21 protein-coding genes are annotated in these 20535 nt (G+C 69.8%); 14 read left to right on the top strand and 7 right to left on the bottom strand.

Features of this window, described 5'->3' with window-relative positions; all coding sequences use genetic code 11:
* Positions 1–7: 7 nt before the first annotated feature.
* The 3 genes from ASG30_RS17455 (at position 8) to ASG30_RS17465 (ending at position 3404) form a co-directional block, all read left to right on the top strand.
* A complete protein-coding gene (locus ASG30_RS17455) occupies positions 8–1525 on the top strand; it encodes a tripartite tricarboxylate transporter permease (RefSeq protein ID WP_055899605.1) in 1518 nt (505 codons plus the stop codon).
* 150 nt (positions 1526–1675) lie between these two features.
* Positions 1676–2548 (top strand): DMT family transporter, encoded by an 873-nt coding sequence (locus ASG30_RS17460; RefSeq protein ID WP_235579838.1) that lies wholly within the window; start codon positions 1676–1678, stop codon positions 2546–2548.
* Positions 2549–2606: 58 nt separating this feature from the next.
* Positions 2607–3404 (top strand): SDR family oxidoreductase, encoded by a 798-nt coding sequence (locus ASG30_RS17465; RefSeq protein WP_055899611.1) that lies wholly within the window; start codon positions 2607–2609, stop codon positions 3402–3404.
* A gap of 13 nt (positions 3405–3417) precedes the next feature.
* Here the strand turns inward: ASG30_RS17465 and ASG30_RS17470 are convergent, their stop codons facing one another.
* Positions 3418–4143 (bottom strand): GntR family transcriptional regulator, encoded by a 726-nt coding sequence (locus tag ASG30_RS17470; protein WP_055899614.1) that lies wholly within the window; start codon positions 4141–4143, stop codon positions 3418–3420.
* 134 nt (positions 4144–4277) lie between these two features.
* On the opposite strand from ASG30_RS17470, the gene ASG30_RS17475 reads away from it, so the two are divergent.
* From ASG30_RS17475 to ASG30_RS17510, 8 genes are read left to right on the top strand one after another with little or no spacing between them, the layout of a single operon-like run.
* Positions 4278–4808: a TRAP transporter small permease gene (locus ASG30_RS17475; RefSeq protein ID WP_235579828.1), complete on the top strand. Its 531-nt coding sequence runs from the start codon at positions 4278–4280 to the stop codon at positions 4806–4808.
* 19 nt (positions 4809–4827) lie between these two features.
* Entirely contained in the window at positions 4828–6111 is a 1284-nt protein-coding gene (locus ASG30_RS17480; protein WP_055899617.1) for a TRAP transporter large permease, read from the top strand.
* Positions 6112–6152: 41 nt separating this feature from the next.
* Complete coding sequence (locus ASG30_RS17485) at positions 6153–7172, top strand: TRAP transporter substrate-binding protein (protein WP_055899620.1); 1020 nt, start codon at positions 6153–6155, stop codon at positions 7170–7172.
* Positions 7172–8146, top strand: a complete 975-nt coding sequence (locus tag ASG30_RS17490; protein WP_055899623.1) for a C-terminal binding protein — start codon at positions 7172–7174, stop codon at positions 8144–8146. The genes ASG30_RS17485 and ASG30_RS17490 overlap by 1 nt, the downstream gene beginning before the upstream one ends.
* Positions 8147–8186: 40 nt before the next feature.
* Positions 8187–8834, top strand: a complete 648-nt coding sequence (locus ASG30_RS17495; protein ID WP_055899626.1) for an RraA family protein — start codon at positions 8187–8189, stop codon at positions 8832–8834.
* 4 nt (positions 8835–8838) lie between these two features.
* Positions 8839–9783: a sugar kinase gene (locus ASG30_RS17500; RefSeq protein WP_055899629.1), complete on the top strand. Its 945-nt coding sequence runs from the start codon at positions 8839–8841 to the stop codon at positions 9781–9783.
* On the top strand, positions 9780–10547 hold the full coding sequence (locus ASG30_RS17505) for an SDR family NAD(P)-dependent oxidoreductase (protein ID WP_055899632.1): 768 nt from the start codon (positions 9780–9782) through the stop codon (positions 10545–10547). Before ASG30_RS17500 ends, ASG30_RS17505 begins: the two co-directional genes overlap by 4 nt.
* Positions 10548–10560: 13 nt before the next feature.
* Positions 10561–11049, top strand: a complete 489-nt coding sequence (locus ASG30_RS17510; protein WP_055899635.1) for a 2,4'-dihydroxyacetophenone dioxygenase family protein — start codon at positions 10561–10563, stop codon at positions 11047–11049.
* A gap of 18 nt (positions 11050–11067) precedes the next feature.
* Here ASG30_RS17510 and ASG30_RS17515 read toward each other — a convergent pair whose 3' ends face one another.
* Positions 11068–11976 (bottom strand): DMT family transporter, encoded by a 909-nt coding sequence (locus ASG30_RS17515; protein ID WP_055899638.1) that lies wholly within the window; start codon positions 11974–11976, stop codon positions 11068–11070.
* Between the two features lie 98 nt (positions 11977–12074).
* Here ASG30_RS17515 and ASG30_RS17520 point away from each other — a divergent pair, with 98 nt between their 5' ends.
* Both ASG30_RS17520 and ASG30_RS17525 read left to right on the top strand, forming a co-directional pair.
* On the top strand, positions 12075–13058 hold the full coding sequence (locus ASG30_RS17520) for a quinone oxidoreductase family protein (protein WP_055899641.1): 984 nt from the start codon (positions 12075–12077) through the stop codon (positions 13056–13058).
* A gap of 190 nt (positions 13059–13248) precedes the next feature.
* Positions 13249–13635, top strand: coding sequence for a response regulator (locus tag ASG30_RS17525; protein ID WP_055899644.1), 387 nt, complete (start codon positions 13249–13251; stop codon positions 13633–13635).
* A 9-nt stretch (positions 13636–13644) separates the two neighbouring features.
* Here the strand turns inward: ASG30_RS17525 and ASG30_RS17530 are convergent, their stop codons facing one another.
* Genes ASG30_RS17530 through ASG30_RS17550 form a run of 5 tightly spaced genes read right to left on the bottom strand, consistent with a single transcriptional unit; the run spans position 13645 to position 18790 of the window.
* Positions 13645–15018: an aldehyde dehydrogenase family protein gene (locus ASG30_RS17530; RefSeq protein ID WP_055899647.1), complete on the bottom strand. Its 1374-nt coding sequence runs from the start codon at positions 15016–15018 to the stop codon at positions 13645–13647.
* On the bottom strand, positions 15015–15788 hold the full coding sequence (locus ASG30_RS17535; RefSeq protein ID WP_055899650.1) for a gamma-glutamyl-gamma-aminobutyrate hydrolase family protein: 774 nt from the start codon (positions 15786–15788) through the stop codon (positions 15015–15017). The genes ASG30_RS17530 and ASG30_RS17535 overlap by 4 nt, the downstream gene beginning before the upstream one ends.
* Positions 15789–15792: 4 nt before the next feature.
* Entirely contained in the window at positions 15793–16926 is a 1134-nt protein-coding gene (locus ASG30_RS17540; protein WP_055899653.1) for an iron-containing alcohol dehydrogenase, read from the bottom strand.
* A complete protein-coding gene (locus ASG30_RS17545) occupies positions 16923–17429 on the bottom strand; it encodes a GNAT family N-acetyltransferase (RefSeq protein WP_235579829.1) in 507 nt (168 codons plus the stop codon). Before ASG30_RS17545 ends, ASG30_RS17540 begins: the two co-directional genes overlap by 4 nt.
* Positions 17429–18790 carry a glutamine synthetase family protein gene (locus ASG30_RS17550; protein ID WP_055899656.1) on the bottom strand — a complete coding sequence of 454 codons (1362 nt, stop codon included), beginning with the start codon at positions 18788–18790 and terminating at the stop codon, positions 17429–17431. Before ASG30_RS17550 ends, ASG30_RS17545 begins: the two co-directional genes overlap by 1 nt.
* Before the next feature lie 151 nt (positions 18791–18941).
* Between ASG30_RS17550 and ASG30_RS17555 the strand changes: the two genes are divergently transcribed.
* Positions 18942–19805: an EamA family transporter gene (locus ASG30_RS17555; RefSeq protein WP_055899659.1), complete on the top strand. Its 864-nt coding sequence runs from the start codon at positions 18942–18944 to the stop codon at positions 19803–19805.
* The last annotated feature ends 730 nt before the right edge of the window (positions 19806–20535 follow it).

Here is a 20535-nt window from a genome sequence, read left to right on the forward strand (position 1 = left end):
ACCCACCATGGATCTCTTGAGCAATCTCGCCCTGGGTTTTGGGGTCGCCTTCACGCCGATCAACCTGCTGTACTGCTTCATCGGCGTGCTGCTGGGCACGGCCATCGGCGTGCTGCCCGGCATCGGACCGGTGGCCACCATCGCGATGCTGCTGCCGGCCACCTACGCGCTGCCGCCGGTGTCGGCCCTGATCATGCTGGCAGGCATCTACTACGGCGCGGCCTACGGCGGTTCCACCACCGCCATCCTGGTCAACCTGCCAGGGGAGTCGTCCTCGGTGGTGACAGTGATCGACGGCTACCAGATGGCTCGCCAGGGGAGGGCCGGGCCCGCGCTGGCCGCGGCCGGCCTGGGCTCGTTCTTCGCCGGCTCGGTGGCCACGCTGATCCTGGCCGCCTTCGCCGCGCCCCTGACCGAGGTAGCCTTCAAGTTCGGCCCGGCCGAATACTTCTCGCTGATGATCCTGGGCCTGATCGGCGCGGTGGTGCTGGCGTCCGGTTCGCTGATCAAGGCGGTGGCGATGATCGTGCTGGGCCTGCTGCTCGGCCTGATCGGCACCGACGTCAACTCCGGCGTGGCGCGCTACTCGTTCGACATCCCGGAACTCACCGACGGCATCGGCTTCATCGTCATCGCCATGGGCGTGTTCGGCTACGGCGAGATCATCTCCAACCTGGGCAAGCACGCCGACGAGCGCGAGGTGTTCACCAACTCGGTCAAGGGCCTGTTCCCCACCAAGGAGGACTTCAAGCGCATGACGCCCGCGATCCTGCGGGGCACGGCACTGGGTTCGATGCTGGGCATCCTGCCGGGCGGCGGCGCGCTGCTGTCGGCCTTCGCGGCCTACACGATCGAGAAGAAGACCAAGCTGAAGCCGGGCGAAGTGCCGTTCGGCAAGGGCAACATCCGCGGCGTGGCCGCGCCCGAGTCGGCCAACAACGCCGGTTCGCAGACCTCGTTCATCCCGCTGCTCACGCTGGGCATCCCGCCCAACGCCGTGATGGCGCTGATGGTCGGTGCCATGACCATCCACAACATCCAGCCGGGCCCGCAGGTGATGACCAGCAACCCGCAGCTGTTCTGGGGCCTGATCGCCTCGATGTGGATCGGCAACGCCATGCTGATCATCCTGAACCTGCCGCTGATCGGCATGTGGATCAAGCTGCTCACCGTGCCCTACCGCTGGCTGTTCCCGGCCATCGTGCTGTTCTGTGCCATCGGCGTGTACTCCACGAACAACAACACCTGGGACATCTGGATGGTGGCGCTGTTCGGCATCATCGGCTACGGCTTCATCAAGCTCGGGGCCGAACCGGCGCCGCTGCTGCTCGGCTTCATCCTGGGGCCGATGATGGAGGAGAACCTGCGGCGGGCCCTGCTGCTGTCCCGTGGCGACTGGTCGGTGTTCGTCACGCGGCCGCTGTCGGCCGGCCTGCTGGCCGCCGCGCTCCTGCTGCTGATCATCGTGCTGCTGCCCTCGGTCAAGAGCAAGCGCGAGGACGTGTTCCACGAGGAAGAGGCCTGAGCCTTTCCCCGGCCTGACTGCAACGGCGCCTTCGGGCGCCGTTTGCTTTTTGGCGGCGCACAATCGCGCCCGATGACTTCCGCGCGCACCGAGCCCGCCGGCGACGCCCAGGTTCCCCGCGGCACCGCCGCTCCTCCCCCCGTTCGCCTGATGCCCGGCCTGGTGATGGCGGTCTGCGGCGCCATCGCCTTCAGCGGCAAGGCCATCATCGTCAAGCTGGCCTACCGGCACGGCGTGGACGCGGTCACGCTGATCATGCTGCGCATGCTCTTCGCGCTGCCGATCTTCGCGGCCATGGCCTGGTGGGCCAGCCGCGGCAAGCCCCCGCTGGAGCGGCGCGACTGGGTCGGCGTGATCGGACTGGGCGTCAGCGGCTACTACGTCGCCAGCTTCCTGGACTTCGCCGGGCTGCAGTACATCACGGCCTCGCTCGAGCGCCTGATCACCTACCTCACGCCCACGCTGGTGCTACTGCTCGGCTGGCTGCTGCACCGCAAGCCTTTCACGCGGACCCAGCTCTGCGGCATGGGCATCAGCTACGCCGGCGTGCTGCTGGTGTTCGGCCAGGAACTGGGGCTGGAAGGCGAGGGCACGGCGTGGGGCGCGACGCTGGTCTTCGCCAGCACCGTCAGCTACGCCGTCTACCTCGTCTACAGCGCGCAGCTGGTCAAGCGCCTGGGCGCGCTGCGGCTGGTGGGCCTGGCGACCTCGGTGGCCTGCGTGTGCTGCGTCGTGCAGTTCCTGCTGCTGCGGCCGGTCGACGTGGCGTTGTCGGTCGCGCCGGCGGTGGTGTGGCTGTCGGTGCTGAACGCGACGCTCTGCACCGCCGTGCCGGTGCTGCTGGTGATGATGGCCGTCGAGCGCATCGGCCCCGCGCTGACCACGCAGACCGGCATGGTCGGGCCGCTGTCCACCATCGCCATGGGCGCGCTCATCCTGGGCGAGCCGTTCACCGGCTGGATCGTCGCGGGCACGGTGCTGGTGGTCGCGGGCATCTACGTCTTCACCCGCAGCCCCCGCTGAGCGCGGGGAAAAGCGCCGCCCGTATCATCCGGCGCTTCAAACTTTGCAGGACGTCGCCATGGATCTGGGCATTTCGGGCAAGTGGGCGCTGGTGTGTGGCGCCAGCAAGGGGCTGGGTTTCGGTTGCGCGCAGGCGCTCTCGCGCGAGGGCGCCAACGTGGTGATCGTCGCGCGCGGCCTGCCGGCGCTGCAGGAGGCGGCGGCGAAGTTGCAGGCCGATCCGCAAAAGCCCAGGGACGCGAAAGTCGAACTCGTCGCGGCCGACATCACCACCGAGGAAGGCCGCGCCAAGGTGTTCGCGATGCACAAGGACTTCGACATCGTGGTGACCAACGCTGGCGGCCCGCCGCCCGGCAACTTCCGCGACTGGAACCGCGATGCGTGGGTGGCCGCGCTCGATGCCAACATGCTGACCCCCATCGAGCTGATCAAGGCCACGGTGGACGGCATGGCGGCGCGTGGCTTCGGCCGCATCGTCAACATCACGTCGACTGCGGTGAAGGCGCCGCTGTCGCTGCTGGGCCTGTCCAACGGCGCGCGCAGCGGCCTGACCGGCTTCGTCGCCGGCGTGGCGCGCGTGAGCGAGCTGGCCTCGCGCAACGTCACCATCAACAACCTGCTGCCCGGCCCGTTCGAGACCGACCGGCTGCGCAAGACGATGGAAGAGGCGGCGCGCAAGTCCGGCCAGACGCTGGAACAGGCGATGGACGCGCGGCGCAAGGTGAACCCCACGCAGCGCTTCGGCAACGCGGACGAGTTCGGTGCGATCTGCGCCTTCCTGTGCAGCCGGCACGCCGGCTACATCGTGGGCCAGAACATCCTGGCCGACGGCGGCGCCTACCCCGGCACCTTCTGAGCGTCGCGCCGCGTCAGACGGCCACGATGCCGGCGCCCGTGCCGGCGCGACGCCGCGTGCCGACCGCGGCGGGCTGAGGCGCCTCGGGCGTGATCGCGGCCATGTAGGACTGCAGGGTGTCCTGGATGTGCAGGCCCAGCGCCTGCTGCGCCTCGGGGGGCGCGCCGTGCGCGATCAGGCGCACGATGGCCGCGTGGTTCTCCTGGCAGTGGCCCACGCGCTCGTTCTCCTCCGGCAGGCGCGCGCGCATCGCCGCGATCTTGGAGGCGATCAGCTGGTAGGCCTGCTTCAGGTAAGAGTTCTCGCAGTGCTCGAGGATGACCTGGTGGAAGGCCTGGTCGAGCGAGGGGATCGCGCTCCAGTCGCTGGCGTCGTGGGCCTGCGCCATCTGCGCCACATTGGCCTCCAGCGCCGCCACCAGTTCGGCGCGGCGCTCGCGCATCGCGCTGCCCAGCGCAGCGACCTCCACGAATTCGCGGAAGCGGCAGATCTCCTCGACCTCGCGCGGCGACAGCGAGAACACGAAGGTCCCGCGCTGCGGCTGGATGTCGATCAACCCGTCCACGCGCAGGCGAAGCAGGGCCTCGCGCACCGGCGTCTTGCTGATTCCCAGCTGCGCCGCGAGCGAGGCTTCGGACAGCTGCTCGCCCAAGCCGATCTCACCGCTCACGATGAGCTGCCGGATGCTGTCGTGCGCGAGGTCCGTCAGGGACTTGGGGCGTTCCAGATACCGCTGCATGGGGGTTGGGCTTTCTCTACCGTGTAGGCCGAGGATAACGGGTCAGGGGCTGAGTACGGGTAAACCAGCATCTCAAATCTGAGATATCAGATACGATACACCGCTATTCGTTCACGAGCAACTGGAGACTTTCCTTGGGTGCACCGGTTCTGACCGCCACGCCGGGCCGCTGGGAGCAGCGGTTCATCGCGGCCAACAAGGCGGTCCTGGTCGCCCTTCTCGCCGCGATGTCCGTGCTGGTCATCCTGAACGTGATCAGCCGCTACGCCTTCTCCTATTCCTTCACCTGGGTGGAGGAAGTCACCCGCTACATGATGATCTGGGCCACCTTCCTCGGTTGCGGCCTGGCGCTGCGGGTGGGCGGCCACATCGCCATCGACAGCCTGCCGCAGGCCCTGCCGGCCGGCGCGGCGCGTTGGCTGCGCATGTTCATCGTCGGCGTGATCGCGGCCTCGCTGCTGGCCGTGGTCTGGCTGGGCATCGAGTACGCGGAATTCGGCTGGGAGCAGGAGACGCCGGTGCTGAACTGGTCGTTCGGCAAGGTCTACCTGGCGGTCCCGGTGGGCGCGGCGCTGATGCTGGTCCACCTGTTCTTCGTGGGGCCGCGCTGGATCCGCAGCGGCGAGTGGGAGCGGATCGAAGGCTTCGATCCGCAGGCGCTCTGACAACAGGAAAGCAGCAATCATGAGTGCCGTACTCGGTGGCGTGTTCGTCGGCCTGATGGTGCTGGGCGCGCCCATTGCCTTCGCGATGCTGATCGCCGGCTTCGTGGCCGTGTGGATGAAGCCCGGGCTGACCGCTCTGGTGGTGATCCAGAACCTGTTCAGCGGGCTGGACAGCTTCCCGCTGATGGCCATCCCGTTCTTCATCCTGGCGGCGGAGCTGATGTCGGGCGGCGCGCTGACCGACGTGCTCCTGCACTTCGCGGCCCGCCTGGTAGGCCGCCACCGCGGCGGCCTGGGACACGCCAACATCCTGACCCTGACCTTCTTCTCCGGCATCAGCGGCTCGGCGCTGGCGGACGCGGCGGGACCCGGCGCGATGCTGATCCGCATGATGAAGAAGGCCGGCTACAGCGACGCCTACGCGGCCGCGCTCACCGCGTCCACCGCCATCGTCGGGCCCATCATCCCGCCGTCGATCATCATGATCATCTACGCCCTGACGGACAACAGCGTCACCGTCACGGGCCTGTTCCTGGCCGGCATCGTCCCGGGCCTGCTGATCGCGTTGTCACTGGCCATCGTCAACCACATGGTCAGCGTCAGGCGCAACTACCGCAGCGCGCCCGAAGAAACCGTGCCGCTGGGCCGGCTGTTCGTGCGGGCGGTGCCCGCGCTGATGCTGCCCTTCATCATCCTGGGCGGCATCCACCTGGGCATCTTCACGCCCACCGAGGCTTCGGCTGCCGCCGTGCTGTACGCGCTGATCGTGGGCCGCTTCGTCTACGGCACGCTGCAGTGGAACATGCTGCCGGCCATCCTGTTGCGCACGGCGCTGATGACGTCCTCGGTGCTCTTCATCGTCGCCACGTCCGCGGTGTTCGCCTGGGTGCTGACCGTAGGGCAGATCCCGCAGACCGTCGCCGCATGGATCGCGGGCCTGCAGCTGTCGCCCACCATGCTGCTGCTGGCCATCAACGTGCTGCTGCTGGTGGTGGGCATCTTCATCGAGCCGCTGCCGGGCGTGATGATCATGGTCCCCATCCTCGCGCCGCTGGCCGACGCCGCGGGCCTGAACCCGCTGCACTTCGCCATCGTGGTAATCGTCAACCTCACGCTGGGGATGATCACGCCACCGGTCGGCGGGCTGCTGTTCGTCACCTCGATCGTCTCGGGCGTCCCCATGGGCCCGATGGTGCGCGAGGCCCGACCCATGCTGGTCGCGCTGCTGATCGTGCTGGCGCTCCTCACATTCCTGCCCGTGCTGTCGACCTGGCTGCCCGGCCTGCTGGGCTACAGGAACTAGAGCCTTTCCCACCCCCGTTCCATTCCGAAGGAGACCCCACCATGACGACCCGTCGACTTTCCCTGCTCGCCCTGGCGGCGGCGCTCTGCGCCGGCGCTGCGAGCTTCCCGGCCCACGCCCAGAAGGTGATGAAGTACGCGCACTTCCAGCCCGGCAAGAGCGACCAGCCCAAGCATGCGGCCGCGGTGGCTTTCAAGGAGCACGTGGAGAAGTCCACCAACGGCTCGGTGAAGGTGGAGATCTATCCCGCTGGCCAGCTGGGCACCGCGCAGCAGATGATGGAAGGCATGCGCCTGGGCTCCATCGAGATGGCCGTCGTGCACGACGGCGGCATCCCCGGCGTCTACAAGACCTTCAACATCTTCGGCCTGCCCTTCGTGTTCGACAACCACGACCACGCCTACCGCGTGCTGGACGGCCAGTTCGGCAAGGAGCTGGCCGAGGACATGCGCAAGAAGACCGGCATCCGCCTGATGGCCTACGCCGACAACGGCATCCGCCACTTCACCAACAGCAAGCGCCCCATCAAGACCCCCGAGGACATGAAGGGCCTGAAGATGCGCGTGCAGCCCAGCCCGGTGTTCGTCAAGCTGGTCGAGTCGCTGGGCGCCAGCCCCACCGCCATCGACTGGGGCGAGCTGCCCGCCGCGCTGGCGCAGGGCACGGCCGACGGCCAGGAGAACGGCGTCACCAACATCCTGGCCGCGAGCCTCTACCAGCACCAGAAGCACGTCACGCTGGACGGCCACGTCTACAGCCTGCACGCCTACCTGGTCAGCGACCGCTTCTACAACGGCCTGTCCGCCACCGAGAAGAAGGCCGTCGACGAAGGCGTGGAGAAGGCCAAGAAGATCCACCGCGACATGACGCGCGAACAGGACCTGTCGGCCAAGAAGGTGCTGGCCGAGAAGGGCATGACCGTCACCGAGCTGAGCGCGGCGGACATCGACAAGTTCCGCCAGCTGTCCCAGCCCGTGGTGCGCAAGTACCTGGAAGCGGACGTCAGCAAGGAGTGGACCGACAAGCTCGTGGCCGCCGCCAACGCCAGCCGCAAGCAGTGATGCATCCCGCCGCCCCGGCACCCGCGGCGCGGGTGGTGGCCATCGACGATGGCTACGCCTCCTACGACCAGGAGGAGGACCTGCTCGCGCAGGCCGGGGCCCGGTTCGAGCTGCGGCCCTGCGGCAAGGACCCGGCCGTGGCCGCCGAGGCGGTTCGCGGCGCCGACGTCGTGCTGGTGCGCGAGTCGCCGGTGCCGCGCGGCGTGATCGAGGCGATGGACCGCTGCAAGGCGGTCATCCGCTACGGCATCGGCGTCGACAACATCGACACGGAGGCCGCCACGGGCCGGCGCATCGCGGTGGCCAACGTGCCCGACTACGGCATCGACGAGGTGAGCACGCACGCCGTCGCCATGGTGCTGGCGCTGGTGCGGCGCTTGCGCGAGCACGACGCGCACGTGCGCGGCGGCCAGTGGTCGACCGGCCAGTCGCGCCCGATGTACCGGCTGCGCGGCCGCACGCTGGGCCTGGTGGGCTTCGGCCGCATTGCCCGCATGACGCGCGAGATGCTGTCCGGCTTCGGCCTGGCCCGCACCCTGGTCTGCGATCCGCAGGCGCAGCTGCCGCCCGACGTCGAGGCGGCCGACATCGACCGCATCTGTCGCGAGGCCGACGTGATCTCGCTGCACGCGCCGCTCACGCCGCAGACGCGCCATCTCATCGACGCCCGCCGGCTGCAGCTGATGCGGCCGACGGCCATTCTGGTGAACACCGCGCGCGGCGGCCTGGTCGACCTGGACGCGCTGTGCGACGCGCTGCGCGAAGGGCGCCTGCTGGGCGCCGGCTTGGACGTCTTCGAACAGGAGCCGCCCGACCCGCGGCACCCCGTCTTCTCGCTGGACAACCTGGTGGTCAGCCACCACATCGGCTGGTACAGCGAGGAGAGCGTGCGCGACCTGCAGCGCAAGGCCGCGCAGGAAGCCGTTCGCGTCCTGCGCGGAGAACCCCCATTGCATTGGCTCAACCGCTGGTGAGCCGCTGCACGAGAAACCACCATCACAGAGAAAGAACACGATGAAGGAAATCATCGAAGCATTCCGGACCGTCGCGGTCGCCTCCGTCGCGGACGCCGTCGACAAGGTCTGCGGCAAGCGCGGGTACATGGACTCGAGCATCAAGCCGCGCATCAACGACAAGCGCGTGGTCGGCCCCGCCGCCACCGTGCTGGAAACGGCGACGGACGAGTTCCTGCCGCCCCAGCATGCGCTGGACCTGATCGACGAGGCACCGGCCGGCAGCGTGATCGTCATCTCCATCCAGGGCGGCGCACCGGACGTGGCCGTCTGGGGCGGCCTGATGACGGCCGGTGCCTTCGCCAACGAGCATGAAGGCGCCATCCTCGACGGCGGCGTGCGCGACCTGGCCGAGATCCGCCGCGACTACGACTTCCCGGTATTCGCGCGCTCCGTCAGCCCCGGCACCACGCTGGGCCGCTACAAGACCGTGGCCTCCCAGGTGCCGGTCGAGGTGGGCGACGTGATCGTCCACCCGGGCGACATCATCGTGGCCGACATCGACGGCGTGGTGGTCGTGCCGCAGGCCAAGGCGCAGGAAGTGCTGGCCATGGCGCAGGAGATCGACCAGCGCGAGCTGGAGCAGGCCAAGCTGATCGTGGCCGAGAAGTCGCTGCGCAAGGGCCTGGCCAAGTACGGACGGATCTGACCGCATGGCGCAGCAGGCAGCAGCTCCCGTGGACGTGCTCGCCCTGGGCGAGGCGATGGTGGAGTTCAACCAGACCGGCGAAGGCGGCGGGCGCAACTACCTGCAGGGCTTCGGCGGCGACACGTCCAACTTCGCCATCGCCGCCGCCCGCCAGGGCGCGAGTGCCGGCTACATCTCCGCGCTCGGCTACGACGAGCACGGCCGCACCCTGCGCGAACTCTGGGACCGGGAGGGCGTGGACCATTCGGGCGTCGTCACCGACCCCGGCGCGTACACGGCCGTTTACTTCGTCAACCACGACGAGCGCGGCCACCATTTCAGCTTCATGCGCTCCGGCTCGGCCGCCGCGCGCATGACCCCTTCGGACCTGCCGAGCGAGTGCATCGCGGCCGCGCGTGTCCTGCACCTGTCGGGCATCAGCCTGGCGATCTCGCCTTCGGCCTGCGACACGGCCTATGCGGCGATCGAGATCGCGCGTACCGCCGGCGTGCAGGTGTCGTTCGACACCAACCTGCGCCTGAAGCTCTGGTCCATCGACCGCGCCCGCGCCATCATGACGGACGTGATGCGACGCTGCGACATCTGCCTGCCCAGCCTGGACGACGTCGCCGCGATCACCGGCCTTCGTGATCCCGACGCGCTGGTGGACTGGTGCCTGGGCCTGGGCGCCAAGGTGGTCGCGCTCAAGCTCGGCCACGAAGGCGCCGTCGTCGCCGACGCCCGCCAGCGGCACCGCATCCCCCCGCACCCCTGCAAGCCGGTGGACGCCACCGGCGCGGGCGACACCTTCGGCGGCGCCTTCATCGCCCGCCTGCTGGCCGGCGACGGGCTGGCCGAGGCCGGGCGCTATGCGTCGGTGGCGGCGGCGCTGTCTACCGAAGGCTATGGCGCGGTCGAACCGATCCCGGGCGCCGACCGCGTGCTGGCGGCCATGAGGAAAAAACAATGAACCCGAACCCAAGCGACGCAGCGCCCCACTTCTGGCGAGATGACGCCTTCGCCGGCCGGCAGGTGCTGGTCGTGGGCGGCACCTCGGGCATAGGCGCCGGCATCGCCTCGGCCTTCCTGCGCCTGGGCGCCAAGGTGCGCGTGACCGGTGCGGCGCAGCAGGACGTGCAGGCTGCCGGGCAGGACCCGGACATCGCGGGCGCGGACCACGCGGTGCTCGACGTGCGCGACGACGAGGGCGTGCGCCGCTGCGTCGGCGAGCTGCCCCGGCTGGACGTGCTGGTGAACTGCGCGGGCATCCTGCGCCGTGGCCAGGAGCACGATCCCGCGGTGTTCGCCGAGGTGGTGGACATCAACCTGGTCGGCACCATGCGCACCTGCGCCGCCGCGCGCGACAAGCTGCGCGAAAGCGCAGGCGCCATCGTCAACACGGCCTCGATGCTCAGCTTCTTCGGTGGCTCGCTGGTACCCGGCTACTCGGCCAGCAAGGGCGGCGTGGCGCAGCTGACCAAGTCGCTGGCCATCGCCTATGCCGCGGACCGCATCCGCGTCAACGCGATCGCGCCGGGCTGGATCGCCACTCGCCTGACCGAGGCGCTGCAGAATGATCCGGCGCGCAGCGACCCCATCCTGGCGCGCACGCCGCTGGGCCGCTGGGGCCGGCCGGAAGATGTCGCGGGCGCGGTGCTGTTCCTGGCGTCGCCGGCCGCTTCCTTCGTCACCGGCGTCGTGCTGCCGGTGGACGGCGGCTACCTCGTCTCCTGAAGAAGGACCTTCCATGATCACGCAACTGCCCGGCATCCGGCCGGAGATCGCGCAGAAGGCCATCCCCGAAGACGAACGCGTGTGGGTGCCGCAGGCCCGCGACGTGTGGTTCCGGCCGCTGCTGCTCAACACCGTGACCGGCAGCTGGTGCAACCTGCTGCGGGTGCGCAAGTCGGGCGTGCTCTCGCGCCACATTCATCCGTCCTGGGTGACGGGGCTGGTGCTCAAGGGCAGCTGGCGCTACCTGGAACACGACTGGGTGGCGCAAGAAGGCGCCTTCGTCTACGAGCCGCCGGGCGAGATCCACACCCTGGTGGTGGACGAGGCGGTCGGCGCGCAGGAGATGATCACCTTCTTCAACATCCACGGCGCCATGGTCTACGTCGACGAGAACGGCCAGCCCACCGGGTATGAAGACGTGTTCACCAAGATCGAGATGTGCCGCAAGCACTACGAGGCCTGCGGCCTGGGGGGCGGCTTCGTCGACCAGTACGTGCGCTGAAGGCAGTCCTCGACCCCGTCATTCCCGCGCCTTGCGCGACGACACCACGATCCCGCCCACGATCAGCAGGAACGCCGCGCCGTGGTACAGCCGCGGCAGCTCGCCCAGGAAGGCCACCGACATCAGCGCGGCGAACAGCGGCGTGAGGTTGGAGAAGAAGCCGGCGATGCTGGGCCCCACGCGCTGCACGCCCAGGCCCCAGCTGCGGTAGGCCAGGATCGCCGGGCCCAGCGCAATATAGGCCAGGGCCAGGGCCGTGGGCCAGCCCCATTCGATGTGCCGCGGCGCCGCCAGCCACTCGCCGGCCGCGAACAGGCCCGACCAGCCCAGGCCGAACACCATCTGCGCCATCAGGAAGTACGACCAGTCGCCCCGGATCTCGGGCGGGTCGCCGGGGCGCACCAGCAGCCAGCTGTAGACCGTCCAGCAGGCGGTGGCCAGCAGGATGAAGAGGTCGCCGGGCACCAGGCGCACCTGCCGCAGCACGTCCCAGTCGCCGCGGCTCAAGACCACCAGCACGCCGGCGATGGACAGCACCGCCCCGATCACCTGGCGCAGCGTGATGCGCTGGCCGAAGAAGAGGGCGCCCATGCCCAGCATCCAGGCCGGCATGCTGGCCGCCACCAGCGTCACGTTGAGCGGCGTCGACGTGGTCAGGGCCAGGTACTGCAGCGCGTTGTAGCAGCCCACGCCCAGCAGCCCCAGCACGCAGAAGCGCCGCCAGCGCGGCCACAGCGCGCTGCCGGGGCGCAGCACCCGGGCGCAGAACGGCAGCAGCAGCAGGAACGCCAGCGCCCAGCGCAGGAAGTTGAGCGTCATCGGCGGCACCGTGCCGGCCATGAGCCGGCCGACCACCGCGTTGCCGGCCCAGAGCAGCGGCGGCAGGACCAGCAGGCCGGCGGTGGCCGGCGTCAGGCGTTCTTGCATGGGCTGCGACTGTAAGCGGGCGTCGCCCCTGCCCGGCGCGGGTCGTCAGGAATCGTGGCAGGATGGCGCGCTTTCGTCCGAACAAGAGGAGATCCCAGATGAGCCGAGCCGTCCGCATCGAGCAGACCGGTGGACCCGAGCAACTCAAGGTGGTCGACGTTTCCGTCGGCGATCCCGGTCCCGGGCAAATCCGCATCCGCCACAAGGCCGTGGGCCTGAACTTCATCGACGTCTACCACCGCACGGGCCTCTACCCGCTGCCGCTGCCGCTGCAGATCGGCATGGAGGCCAGCGGGGTGGTGGAAGCGGTCGGCGCCGGCGTCACCCACCTCAAGGCCGGCGACCGCGCCGCCTACGCCAGCCAGCCGCCCGGCAGCTACTGCGAGGTGCGCGTGATGCCGGCGATGAACGTCTGCAAGCTGCCCGACGCGATCGACTTCGACACCGGCGCGGCCATGATGCTCAAGGGCCTCACCGCCCAGTACCTGCTCAAGCGCACGCTGCCCCAGGGCGGGCTCAAGGCGGGCGACCCCATCCTGTTCCACGCGGCCGCCGGCGGCGTCGGCCTGATCGCCTGCCAGTGGGCCAAGGCGCTGGGCTACCAGCTGATCGGCACGGCGGGTTCGGACGAGAAGTGCGCCCTGGCCAAGGAGCACGGGGCCGCCCACGTCATCAACTACGCCAAGGAAGACTTCAAGGAGCGGGTCAAGGAGATCACCGGCGGCAAGGGCGTGAAGGTGGTGTACGACTCGGTGGGCAAGGACACCTGGGAGAAGTCGCTGGACTGCCTGCAGCCTTTCGGGCTGATGGCCAGCTTCGGCAACGCCTCCGGCCCGGTGCCGCCGTTCGCCCCCGGCATCCTGGGCGCCAAGGGCTCGATCTACGTCACCCGCCAGACGCTGTTCACCCATATCTCCAGCCGCGAGAACACCCAGGCCATGGCCGATGAGCTTTTCGAGGTGGTCGCCTCCGGCAAGGTGAAGATCCGCATCGACCAGCGCTACCCGCTGGAGCAGGTGCAGCAGGCGCACCGCGACCTGGAAGCCCGCAAGACCACCGGTTCCACCCTCCTCACGCTCTGAGTGCGGGCCGCGAGGGGCCGCCGGACGGCCCCTGGGCGCGCCCGGATGTGAATGCGCGCTGACCGTGCATTCCTACAGTCGCTTGGCCCCCCAGCTTGCACCTTGCTTGCGTGCGGTTGGGTAGATTGGCAGCAGTTCGAGAAATTACTGCCGCAGGCGCGAGGCGCTGTGGCCAGTGGAGCACTGCCATATGGCGCTGAGAGCCTACATCGTCGAGGACAGCCCGACGATCCGAGAGAACCTGATCGAGACGCTGCAGGAGCTGGCCGAAGTTCAACCCGTCGGACTGGCGGACACCGAGCAGGAGGCTCGCCGCTGGCTGGGCCAGAACCCGGACGGCTGGGACGTGGCCGTGGTCGACCTGTTCCTGCGCCAGGGCACCGGCCTGCGGGTGGTCGAGGCCCTGCGTACGCGCCGGCGCGGCCAGAAGGTCATCGTGCTGAGCAACCACGCCACCTCGGACATGCGCCGCCGCTGCGCCCAGCTGGGCGCCGACGCCGTGTTCGACAAATCCACCGAGATCGACGCGCTGCTCGATTACTGCGTCAAGGCGCGGGGCGAGCTGGAAACCGCCTGAGGCCCGCCTTCAGGCCGAGCGCAGGTGCCAGGCCTTGGGCCGCGTGAAAGCCTGGATGCCGTAGCTCGACAGCGTCAGCCCCACCCCCGAATCGCCGACGCCGCTCCAGGGCAGGCGCGGGCTCACCCGGTCGCAGCAGTTCCAGTACACGCTGCCCGCGTGCACCTGCGACAGCAGGCGCTTGGCTCGCTGCTCGTCGCGCGTGTAGACACCTGCGGTCAGGCCGTATCGGGTGTCGTTCATCAGGCGCACCGCCTCCTCGTCGTCCGCCACCTTCTGGATGCCGATCACCGGGCCGAAGCTCTCCTCGCGCATGAGCTCCATGCGGTGGTCCACGTGGCTGAGCACGGTGGCTTCGAACCAGTGGCCCGGACCGGCCCCGCGCCCGCCGCCCGTGAGCAGGTGAGCCCCCTTGGCCACCGCGTCGGCGACCTGCGCCTCCAGCACCTCCAGCTGGGGCGCGCGCGTGATGGCGCCGATGTAGGTGTCCTCGCTCATCGGGTCGCCCCGCCGGAAGCCCTTCACGGTGGCCACGAAGGCCTCGACGAAGGCGTCGTGGACCTTCTCGTGCACGTAGATGCGCTCGACGGCACAGCAGCTCTGGCCGGTGTTGTACATGGCGCCGTCGGCCAGCGACTCGGCCGTGGCGCGCACGTCGACGTCGTCGCACACGTAGCTCGGGTCCTTGCCGCCGAGTTCCAGCTGCAGCCGGACGAAGCGCGTGCCCACCGCCTGCGCGATGCGCTGGCCGGTCGCATGCGAGCCGGTGAAGAAGACGCCGTCGACCGGCTGGGCCAGCAGCGCGGCGCCGACGGGGCCTGCACCGACCAGGCAGGCCATCACGTCGGGCGGAACGCCCGACGCGTGCAGCAGGCGCGTGATCTCCAGCCCCGTCATCGGCGCGTACTCGGAAGGCTTGTAGAGCACGGCATTGCCGGTGAGCAGCGCCGGCAGGATCACGTTGCAGCCGACGAACCAGGGGTAGTTCCAGGCCGAGATGTTGGCCACCACGCCCAGCGGCTCGTGCTGGATCACCTCGCGCATGCCGGCTTCGTCGAACACCTGCTCCGCCGCCGTGACCGGCTCGACCATGCCGAGGAAGAAGTCGATGCGCGGCAGCAGGCCCTTGAGTTCGTTGCGCGAGATGCGGATGGGCTTGCCGGTCTCGCGCGTCATGGTCACCGCCAGCGCCTCGGTCTCGCGCACCACGGCTTCCTGGAAGCGGGCGATGCAGGCCTTGCGCTCGGCCAGCGGGCGCGCGGCCCAGGCCGGCTGCGCCGCGCGCGCCGCCTGGTAGCTGGCCTGCACGGAGGCCTCGTCGTCGGCGGGCAGGTCGGCGATGCGCTCGCCGGTGGCGGGATCGTGGACGGCCAGGCGGCTCATCTTTTTCTTGCCGCGCGGGCGGCCTCCAGGAAGTCGCGCAGCAGCGGGGTGTCGTCCACCACGCCCAGGCGCGGGAAATGGAACTCGGGATGCCACTGCACGGCTGCCACCCAGGCGTCGCCGGTGTGGCGGATGGCTTCGATCACGCCGTCGTCGGGCGAGGTGGCCTCGACCACGAAGCCCGGCGCCAGGTCCTTGATGCCCTGGTGGTGCACGCTGTTGATCTTGTGGCGCGGCTCGCCCAGCAGGTCGGCCAGCCGGGTGCCGGGCAGGACGTCCACCTCGTGGAAGTTGAGGTCGTAGGCCGCGGCGTCCCGGTGCGTCCTGGCGCCGGGCTTCTGGGTGGCGATGTCCTGGTACAGCGTGCCGCCGTGGGCCACGTTGATCAGCTGCAGGCCGCGGCAGATGCCGAACACCGGCTTGCCGGCGGCCTCGAAGGCGCGCACCAGGGCGATGTCGTACTCGTCGCGGGCGCGGTCGCCCGACCATTCGGGCCGCAGCGGCTCCTCGCCGTAGCTGCCGGGCCAGACGTCGGCGCCGCCGTGCATCACCAGGCCGTCGAGCCATCCCGCGTAGTCGTCCACGCCCACGTCGCCGCGGGCCGTGTCGCCGAAGGGCGAGGGCACCATCACCGCCAGCGCCCCCAGCGACATCACCCAGTGCGCGGTGGACTGCTCGATCCACAGCAGCGTCTTGCTGGGTGCCGCGCCGCGCTTGGGGTCGGGGTGGAAGAAGCAGGCGCTGATGCCGATCTTGGGCCGGTCTTGCATGGCGTCACATCGCGGCCTGGAACAGCCGCTCGAAATCGGCCGGCGTGCAGGGCCGGGGATTGGTCTGGTGGCAGATGTCGCGGGAGGCGATCTCGACCAGGCGCGGGACCTGGTCCTTGCGCACGCCGTGCGAGGCCAGCGTGCCGGTGATGCCGATCTTCTGCTTCAGGTGCCCCAGCCAGCGCACGAAGCCGGGCCCACCGCCCCCGGCGCGGCAGACGTGCGCCAGTTCCTCGAACTTGTCGGGCGCGGCCTCGATGTTCCAGGCCAGCACCGTCTCGATCATCAGCGCGTTGGCCAGGCCATGGTGCAGGTCGCACACCGCGCCCAGCGCGTGGGCGCAGGCATGCACCGCGCCCAGGTCCTTCTGGAAGGCGATGGCACCCATCATCGAGGCCATCATCATGTCGCTGCGCGCGGCGATGTTGCCCGGCTCGCGCACCGCGGTCGCCAGGGACCGTGCGGCGATGCGGGTGCCTTCCAGCGCGATGCCGTCGCACAGCGGATGGTAGGCCGGCGACAGGTAGCTCTCGATGTTGTGCGTGAGCGCGTCCATGCCGGTGGCGGCGGTGATGTGCGGCGGCAGCGCCAGTGTCAGCTCCGGGTCGGCGAACACCTGGCGCGCCAGGATCTTTGCGCTGAACACCACGCGCTTGAGGTGCGTGTCGTCCTCGCTGATCACCGCCGAGCGGCCGACCTCGGAACCGGTGCCGGCCGTCGTGGGCAGCGCGACGAAGTAGGGCAGCTCCATCTCGATCGACCGCACCTGCGGGTGGTCCCAGGCGTACTCGAGGATGTCGCCTTCATGGGTGGCGGCCAGGCCCACCACCTTGGCCACGTCCAGCGCAGCGCCGCCACCGAAGCCGATGACGCAGTCGGCGCCGTGCTCGCGGAACGCGGCCGCGCCGTCCATCGCCTGCCGTGCGGTGGGGTTGCCCGCCACGCCGGCGTAAACGGCCACGTCCAGGCCCTGCAGGTGCGAGCGGAACTCCGCCAGCACCGGCAGCGCGGCCAGCGCCTTGTCGGTGACGATCAGCGGCCGCGAGAGCCCTTGACCGCGCAAGTGCTCCGCCACGTCCTTGCGGGCGCCGGGGCCGAAGCGGATGGCGGTGGGGAAGGAGAAGTTCGCCAGGCTCATGCGGGGTCGAGCTCCAGGATCATGTGGTTCTTGGCCAGGAAGCGGCCGTCGATGCGGACGGCGCGCGGCTCGACGCCGAACGAGCGGAAGCCGGCGGCGGCGTAGAGGCGTTGTGCCTCGTCGTTGCCTTCGGTGACCGTCAGGACCAGCGAGGCCAGCCCCTCCTGCCGGGCCTGCGCCACCAGCGCCTGCAGCAGGCGCCGGCCGGCGTCGTGGCCGCGGGCTTCCGGCGCGACGTACATGGCGACCACCGTGGCCTTGTGCCGGTTCTTGGGGCGCGGCTCGCGAAGCAGGCCGACCATGCCGCACAGCTCTCGGTGGCGCCAGGCGCCCCAGAAGCTCGTGTGGTCCGAGGTCAGGCGCTCGCGGGCCACCTCGAGCGGCTGCTGCGATTCCTCTTCGTGCGAGGAGGTGAAGGCCTCGGGATGATCTCGCAGCGCCCGCAGCCGCAGTTCGCGGTACTCGGCCGCGTCGGCCGGCGTCAGCGGGACGATCTCCAGCATCAGATGATCTCGAAGTAGCGCTTCAATTCCCAATCCGTCACCGCATCCTGCCACTGGCGCCATTCCCACTCGCGGGTCGCGGCGAAGTGGTCGACGAAGGTGTCGCCCAGCCAGTCGCGCGCAACCTGCGACTGCCGGAAAACGCGCGTGGTCTCGATGAGCGTGCGCGGTGCGCGCGGGACGTCCTCGCCGCCCTGGTTGGTGCCGGTGATCGGTGGCGCGGTGAGCTTCAGGCCCTTCTCGACCCCGTGCAGCCCGGCCGCGATGACGGCCGCCATCGCGAGGTAGGGATTGACGTCCGCGCCCGGGCAGCGCGTCTCCAGCCGCGTCGACTTGGGCGACCCCGCGATCACGCGGAAGCTCGCGGTGCGGTTGTCGAGGCCCCAGGTCGGCTTGACCGGCGCCCAGAAACCGTCGACCAGCCGCTTGTAGCTGTTGATGGTGGGCCAGAACATGGGGGCGAATTCCATCAGGCACTGCACCTGGCCGGCCAGCCAGCTTTCGAAGAGCTTGCTCATCCTGCGCGGCGACTTCGCGTCGTGGAAGAGATTGGCCTTGCCGTCCGACAGGCTCTGGTGGATGTGGCCGCTGCAGCCCGGGTACTTCTGGCTCCACTTGGCCATGAAGCTGGGCATGATGCCGTAGCGCTTGCCGATCTCGCGGGCGCCGGTCTTGAAGAGGATGGCGCGGTCGGCCTGCTCCAGCGCCGACGAGAAGCCGACGGCGACCTCGTACACGCCGGGCCCGGTCTCGGTGTGCAGGCCCTCGATGGGCACGTTGAAGGCCAGCATCTCGTCCATCAGCGCGTTGAAGAAGCCGGGGTTGTCGGCCATGCGCAGCACCGAGTAGCCGAACATCCCGGGTGTGATCGGCTCCGGCGGCACGCCCTGCTTGGCGGCCCAGGTGTGGACGGTCTCGCGGAAGTTGAACCACTCGAACTCCATCCCGGTCATCACCTCGTAGCCGAGCTTCTCGGCGCGCGCCAGCACGCGCTTGAGGATCTGCCGCGGGCACACGGGGTGCGGCGTGCCGTCGGCGTTGACGAACTCGCCGAGGAAGAAGGGCACGTCGTTGTCCCACGGCACGCGGCGTGCGGTGCCCAGGTCGAGGCGCGCCAGTGCGTCGGGGAAGCCGTGCTGCCAGCCGGTGACCTGCGTGTTGTCGTACGTGACGTCCTGCATGTCCCAGCCGAACACCACGTCGCAGAAGCCGAAGCCGCCGTCGATCGCGCCCTCGAACTTGTCGATGTGCAGGTACTTGCCCCGCAGCACGCCGTCGATGTCGCTGACCGCGACCTTGACCTTGCTGGCCCCGCTCTTCCTGACGGCGGCGAGGGCGGGGTGGATCTTGGGACTGGCCATGGCGGTGCGTGGGGGGAGGGCGATGGCAATCGTGGCATGGTTCGGCGCCGCCGTGGGGCGGTGCCGGGAGGCCCATTCGCACCGGGTGAACCCATCCATGGAGCGGCCGCGCGGCGCATGGTCGGCGGTCGGCGCTGGTCTAATCGGGCCGATGCCTACGAGCCTGACCTGGGGGGTTGCCGCGGCGGTCCTGTTCGGCGCGCTGCTGCACGCGGGGTGGAACGCGCTGGTCAAGTCCAGCACCGACAAGGACCTGGACACCGCGCTGCTGCAGCTGATCGGCTGCGTGCTGGCCGTTCCGCTGGCGCTGGTCACCGGCCTGCCGCCGGCCGCGGCCTGGCCGTACATCCTGGCGTCGTCGGTGATCCACTTCGGCTACTACATCGCGCTGGCCGGCGCCTACCGGCATGGCGACCTGGGCCTGACCTATCCGCTGATGCGGGGGCTGGGGCCGATGCTGGTGGCGCTGTCGTCCTCCCTGGTGCTGGGCGAACACCTGTCCCCGCTGGCCTGGGCCGGCGTGCTGGGGGTCTGCGGCGGGGTGCTGGTGCTGGGGCTGTCCCGGCATGCGCTGGAGCGGCCCAAGGCGGTCGCCTTCTCGCTGGCGAATGCGGTCGTGATCGCCCTCTACACGGTGGTGGATGCGCTCGGCGCACGCGCGGCCGTCCAGGGCGGGGGCAATGCGTTGCAGTACGTGGTGGGGCTGTTCCTGGTGCACGGGTGGCCGTTCGCGCTGATGGTGTTGCATAGGCGCGGGCTGGCCGTGGCGTGGCCCTATGCGCGTGGGCGGTCGCCGATGGCGGCCGTGGGCGCGCTGGCCTCGATGGGGTCGTATGGCATCGCGCTGTGGGCGATGACGCGGGCGCCGGTGGCGGTGGTGGCGGCGCTGCGGGAGACGTCGGTGTTGTTTGCGGTGTTGTTGGGGACTTGGTTGTTGAGGGAGGTGTTCACGGTGAGGCGGGCGGTGGGGACGCTGGTGATCGTGGCGGGGGTGGCTGCTTTGCGGGTGGGGTGAAGGCTTCGTTGGCCGTGCGCCCGCGCGGCAGGCGGTGCCTGGCCCGGGCTCATGGTGGGCCGGTTGCTCGCGCTTTACGCTCGCAACTCGCAGGGCATTCCGCGGCCCGGCCTGCGCGGCAGAACTCGCTGCGCGCTGCTTCGCACCGCTCCGCTCAGACAGCTGCCGCGAGTCAGAGGTTGACGCCTGCGGCTCGCAACGGCCGGGCCGCGGAAAGCCCGGCTCGTCCCACAAATCGCCCGGGCCAGGCACCGCCTGCCGCGTGGGAGCAGGGTGCGGGTGCTGGCAGGGATCGACCCAAGCCGCGCTGCTTGCTTCGGCTCCGGGGCGCCCCCACCCTGCCCTCCCCCGGAGGGGGAGGGGAAAGACAAGGGGCCCGGACCGAGGCACGCGGACAACGAGCAGCGGCGATTCCTCCCTCCCCCTCCGGGGGAGGGTCGGGGTGGGGGCTCGGGCGGTGGAGAGCGCAGTGCGAGGCTCCCTGGGCCCTGCCAACGAACCAGCTCCGCCTCCAGCGGCAGGGGGTCCCCGGCGGGGGGCGATTTCTGTGCCGAGCGTCGCGCAGTGGTGCGGGCCCTGCGAGCCCGCGCAAAGCGGGCGCAGCTCGCGGCAGGGGGTCCCCGGCGGGGGGCGATTTCTGTGCCGAGCGTCGCGCAGTGGTGCGGGCCCTGCGAGCCCGCGCAAAGCGGGCGCAGCTCGTCGATCAACCACTGACTCGCGGAAACTGTTT

This window comes from Ramlibacter sp. Leaf400, assembly GCF_001424545.1.
In the GTDB taxonomy this organism is placed as follows: domain Bacteria; phylum Pseudomonadota; class Gammaproteobacteria; order Burkholderiales; family Burkholderiaceae_C; genus Ramlibacter.